Origin of the sequence: Pseudomonas emilianonis, from assembly GCF_023072625.1 — a bacterium.
Taxonomy (GTDB): domain Bacteria; phylum Pseudomonadota; class Gammaproteobacteria; order Pseudomonadales; family Pseudomonadaceae; genus Aquipseudomonas; species Aquipseudomonas paraveronii.
Genome location: NZ_JAKNRV010000535.1, coordinates 1 through 2,576 on the forward strand (window position 1 = coordinate 1; position 2,576 = coordinate 2,576).

The 2,576-nt window shown below is 51.7% G+C and carries 3 protein-coding genes and 1 pseudogene; all 4 read right to left on the reverse strand.

Features of this window, described 5'->3' with window-relative positions; translation table 11 throughout:
- A pseudogene (locus L9Z73_RS28940) lies at positions 1–275 on the reverse strand (hypothetical protein); the annotation flags it as partial.
- Between the two features lie 74 nt (positions 276–349).
- Entirely contained in the window at positions 350–658 is a 309-nt protein-coding gene (locus tag L9Z73_RS28945) for a hypothetical protein (RefSeq protein ID WP_247408257.1), read from the reverse strand.
- The gene (locus L9Z73_RS28950; protein ID WP_247408259.1) at positions 655–1,206 is read right to left on the reverse strand and encodes a hypothetical protein; all 552 of its coding nucleotides are present in this window, start codon (positions 1,204–1,206) and stop codon (positions 655–657) included. The genes L9Z73_RS28945 and L9Z73_RS28950 overlap by 4 nt, the downstream gene beginning before the upstream one ends.
- Positions 1,200–2,576, reverse strand: a 1,377-nt coding sequence (locus tag L9Z73_RS28955) for an RHS repeat-associated core domain-containing protein (protein WP_247408261.1), incomplete at its 5' end; no start/stop codon positions are given. The genes L9Z73_RS28950 and L9Z73_RS28955, both read right to left, overlap by 7 nt.

Below are 2,576 nucleotides of genomic sequence, written 5' to 3' on the forward strand. Positions count from 1 at the left end.
CGTGCGCGCAGGCGGCCGCTGCGGTCGTATTCGCTGCGGGTGCTGAGTTGGCCTTGGGTGCGCAGCACTTCGCGGTGCAGGCGGTCGCGTTCGAAGTCGCTGATGACGTGGCCGTCGAGGTTGATCTGGTGCAGGTGGCCGCTGCCGTAGTACAGGCGATTTAGCCAGCGACCGTCAGGCAACTGGGTCTGGATCAGGTTTCCCAATTCGTCGTGCTGGTGCTACAGCATACCCGCCGAGCTTTTCTCTTCCAGCAATTTCCCCAGCGCGTCATAGATGCAGCATTACCGACTCTGGTCGAGGTCTTGCTGCTGCACCATGCGGTCGGACGCATCCCTGCGTTACTCGATTACCAATCACCTCTCCATGCCTCAGCGAATTCCGATGCTGGATCAAGGCCCACAATTTCCCCTAAGTCATAAAAAGCTTCAAGTATAGACTCGCGCTCTACAGTTTCGATTTCATCTTCGAAATCATTGATGCTGAGCATGCATTTTTTGAAGCAGTTTAAGATATTTGATTTAGATTTATTTTCGGGCAGGTCCAGTAAGCGTTGGATAAGTTTTTTGAGTATTGGACTTATCTTGTCAACAAGACTTTCTTCGCCATCTAGAGTAAGGTGATATCTTTGGTAGTCTTCTAGCTCCTCTTTTCTCATGGTCGTTGACTTCCGATTTTTGCGGATGGAGGAAAGATACCTTTAAATAAAAATTCCTTGGACTTGTCCCAGTTTATTCCGTTGTCAAAATAATTTATTAAGCGATTTCGCAGCTTTTCCGGGTCGCCGATCATGCCTGATAGTTCATATTTGTAAATGGTATCTAGATCATTGGCTAATGTTAGGTTGCTTTTTAGTGTTGTCGCATCAATCGTTTCAAAAGTGTCAGTCAATTCGATAAGATCTGCACCATAATTGCCGCCGATGATAGCTCTCAGCATTCTTCTTTCGGGAGGACGCTCATCCAAGGAAACGTCATCCGATGACAGTTCGCTTACGGCAAGGCCCTTTAAAGCCTTTGTGGATGTGAAAATAAAAAATAGTGTATCGACTGTTCTGAGATCCACGTCACTCCAGGTATTCTGAGCACTTGTCAAATCAAAAAACTGGAGGTAGTAGTCTTTACGCATCTGGACAAGTGTGTACAGGTCATCTTTCAGTTTTAAACTGAGAACCTTGCCTTCTTGCCACGTGATTTTCTTCAGCATCTTCCAGGACCTTTGGATTTAATATTTGTTTTTTGAGGTTTGACACCTCTATGTTTGTCAGCGGCTGCGAGATAAATATCTCGCCTTTTGTTATTGGGGCCAACAGGCCTTTGCTTGTTCGCGACAGGCCCCTCCTTCAACTTATCCTCATATATCCTTTGTTCCAGGCCCCTAGCGATGTCTTTTCCTTTTTGCCCATCTCCTTTGAATACTGCCTCTGGCGCGACGTCAAAAATTTGCTTGTTAGGATAGCGGTAGTCCAACACAGCTTGCGCGGAATGCCCCAGTCCAGGCTTGCTGGCATAACCTACATAAGGCTTGCCGTCTTTCACCCCGACATAGGTGATGTGGGTGGCATTGGCCGGGTTGCCTGCCCAGCCCCATGGATCAAGCCATCCAACCGGATTTGGACCGTACTGGTAAAGGTTGAAACCGCCCATCAACCCAATCGGATCCGGCGTCGTAAACCGCCCCACATCCGGATCATAAAACCGAAACGTGTTGTAGTGCAGCCCAATTTCCCGATCCAGATATTGCCCCTGAAACCGCAGATTCTGCTCTTCAATAAAATACGGCTCACGCACCTCTTCAGTCGTGTTACCCCACACCTGATACCTGGCCTGCCACACTGTTCGCCCATCGGTTTCGGTCAACTGTTCGGGTAGCCCGTTCAGGTCGTTGTGGTAATAGCGCACACTTTGATGCTCGCCCGAGCCGTCGACTCGAGCCAGCGGTACATAAGCGTCCTCTTCATAGATATAGAGGCTGGTCTGGCTATGTCGGTGTTCCTGCAACAGACGCAACCCCTCCCAATCAAAGCGGGTTTCGCCCAACGGATAACCGTTGCTGTCATGTTCGGTTTTAGCGATGCGCCGGCCGAGCGGGTCGTAGGTCATTTTCACGACCGTTTCGCGACCGTCCTTATGGCTACGTACTTCGATCAGGCGATGCTCGGCGTCATAGGCGAAGTACTGCACGCCACGCACGGCACTGCGCTTTTCGATCATGCGACCAAAGCCGTCGTAGCGATAGCGCTTGTCCTGATAGGTCAGCAGCTTGTTATGCACCACCAGCCCCGCGCCGGGATGTGGGCCGTCGAGCAGGTTGGCGGCGGCATCGTAGGCGAAGGTTTCGCGCTGACCTTGCAGGTTGTCCTGGCTGGCAATGATGCGACCGGTGGCGTCGTAGTGCAGCAACTGACGATTGTCGCGTCCGGCGTCGCGGTTCCGCTCCAGGCGCCCGATCAGGTCAAAGTCCAGCGGTGGTGCAAAACCGGTACGCGTTTCTTGATAGCTGGCCAGGACGGTCAGCGAGGTGTCCTCGTTTGGGCGCCAGGTGAAGGCCGGTGCGATGTAGCGGCGGTCGTCGTC

Excerpts from the sequence above, each read along its gene's own strand:
- L9Z73_RS28945 (WP_247408257.1), bottom strand. The coding sequence starts at position 658 with ATGAGAAAAGAGGAGCTAGAAGACTACCAAAGATATCACCTTACTCTA.
- L9Z73_RS28950 (WP_247408259.1), bottom strand. The coding sequence starts at position 1,206 with ATGCTGAAGAAAATCACGTGGCAAGAAGGCAAGGTTCTCAGTTTAAAA.